3 protein-coding genes are annotated in these 2,106 nt (G+C 74.5%); all 3 read right to left on the bottom strand.

Going from position 1 to position 2,106, the window contains the following annotated elements; all coding sequences use genetic code 11:
• Positions 1-596, bottom strand: a 596-nt coding sequence (locus V7793_RS36780) for a 1-phosphofructokinase family hexose kinase (RefSeq protein ID WP_336014028.1), incomplete at its 3' end; no start/stop codon positions are given.
• A gap of 148 nt (positions 597-744) precedes the next feature.
• Positions 745-1,890 (bottom strand): N-acetylglucosamine-6-phosphate deacetylase, encoded by a 1,146-nt coding sequence (gene nagA, locus V7793_RS36775; RefSeq protein ID WP_336014027.1) that lies wholly within the window; start codon positions 1,888-1,890, stop codon positions 745-747.
• On the bottom strand, positions 1,890-2,106 hold a 217-nt coding region (locus V7793_RS36770; protein ID WP_336014026.1), incomplete at its 5' end, for an ROK family protein. The genes nagA and V7793_RS36770, both read right to left, overlap by 1 nt.

Here is a 2,106-nt window from a genome sequence, read left to right as displayed (position 1 = left end):
GTGAGGGCCGCGAGTTCGGCCGCGTTGGGGGTGACCAGGTCGGGGCGGGCGGCGATGCCGCGGCGCAGCGGTTCGCCGCCGGTGTCCAGCAGGACGGGGACGCGGGCGGCGCGCGCCTGCCGGATGAGGTGGGCGTACGCCCCGACCGGCACGCCCGGCGGCAGGCTCCCGCACAGGGCGACGGCGCGGGCCTCGCGCAGCAGGCGCGTGTAGATGTCCGTGAACGCCGCCCACTCCTCGGCGGTGACGTCCGGTCCGGTCTCGTTGAGCTGGGTGGTGTCGCCGGTGGAGGCGTCCACGACGGCGACCGTGCGGCGCGTGGTGCCGAGGATGGGGACGAGGGAGTCGACGAGCTCGGCCCCGCCGCCGGGGGTGTCCTCGGCGAGGTGGCGGCGCAGCGTCTCGCCCGTCGTGCCGCCCGCGAAGCCCGTGACCACCGTGGTGTGGCCGAGGGCGGCGAGGACGCGGGCCACGTTGACGCCCTTGCCGCCGGCCCGTTCGGCTGCGGCCGTGACGTGGTGCGACGCGTGCGGCTGCAGCCGCGGCACGCGATAGGTCAGATCGAGCGCGGCGTTGAGCGTGACCGTGAGGATCACCGGCGTCTCCCTCCCTTGACCAATGAACCGGACCGTCGACCGCGAGCGATCATGCCAAAACAGCGGCGGCAGGCCCAGACCTCGGGACTGCCGCCGCTGTTCCGGCCGGAGTGCGGCCGCGCGTCAAGGGCGGGAGAAATCAGTGCACTTAGGGCCTGACCACCCATTCGCCCTTGCGCATGACGCCCACCAGGTCGTACGAGGCGTCGAAAACGACCAGATCCGCATCCTTGCCGGGCTCCAGGGAGCCGACCCGGTCGGCCACGCCCAGCAGCCGCGCCGGGTTCGCCGACAGGGCCCGTACGGCCTGGCCGACCGTCAGTTCGTCGATCGTCACCGCCCGCTTGAACGCCGTGTCCAGGGTCAGCGTCGAGCCCGCGATCGAACCCGCCGTCGGGCCGTCGGCGATGCGGGCCACGCCGTCCTTGACCTCCACGCTCATCGGGCCGAGCGGGTACATGCCGTCGCTCATGCCGGCCGCGCCCATCGCGTCGGTGATGAACGCGACCCGGTCCGCGCCGGCGCGGGCGAACGCCAGCTCCAGGACGGCGGGGTGCAGGTGCGTGCCGTCGTTGATCAGCTCGACGGTGACCCGCTCGTCCTCCAGGAGGGCCGCGATCGGCCCGGGCGCGCGGTGCATCAGGGACGGCATCGCGTTGAAGAGGTGGGTGGCGACGGTGGCGCCCGCCTCGATGGCGTCCAGGGTCGCCTCGTACGACGAGTCCGTGTGGCCGACGGCGGCGATGACGCCGTGCTCGGCGAGCAGCCGGACGGAGTCGAGGCCGCCCGCCAGCTCCGGGGCCAGCGTCATCATCCGCGCCGCGCCGCGCGCCGCGTCGACCAGCTTGCGGACGTCCGCCGGCTGCGGGTCGCGCAGCAGCTCCGGCTGGTGGGCGCCGCAGCGGTGCGGGGAGATGAACGGGCCCTCGAAGTGGATGCCCGCCAGGTCGCCCTGCTCGGTCAGCTCGGAGAGGACGGCCGCCTGCCGGGCGAGGTCGTCCAGGTCGCCGGTGACGGTGGAGGCGACCATGGTCGTGGTGCCGTGCGCGCGGTGCGTACGGATCGCGGTCAGGGCCTCCTCGGGGTCGCCCGCCGAAAAGGACGCGCCGCCGCCGCCGTGGACGTGCATGTCCACGAAGCCGGGGACGATCCAGTGGCCCGGGAGGTCGAGCGTGGCCTGCTCGCCGCTCTCGTTCGCGGCGATCCGCCGGCCGTCGACCGTCACCCGCCCGTCCTCGACCACACCGGTCGGCAGCACCACGCGGGCGCCGGCGAGAACCGTTCGTTCGACCATCAGGCGGAAACCTCCGTGAGGTGGGTGGTGAGCAGGTCCCAGGCGAGCAGGCCCGCGCCCAGGCAGCCGGCGGCGTCGCCGAGGGCCGCCGGGACGATGCGGGGGAGCTGCTGGAACGTGATGCGCTCCGCGATCGCCGCGCGCAGCGGGGCGAAGAGGGTCTCGCCGGCCTCGGCGAGGCCGCCGCCGACGATCAGCGTGCGCGGGTCCAGCAGG

This window comes from Streptomyces sp. KLMMK (genome assembly GCF_036961605.1).
GTDB classification, from domain to species: Bacteria; Actinomycetota; Actinomycetes; order Streptomycetales; family Streptomycetaceae; genus Streptomyces; species Streptomyces telluris.
Note: the sequence above shows the minus strand (reverse complement) of the source record. Positions and strands in the feature narration are given on the sequence as shown.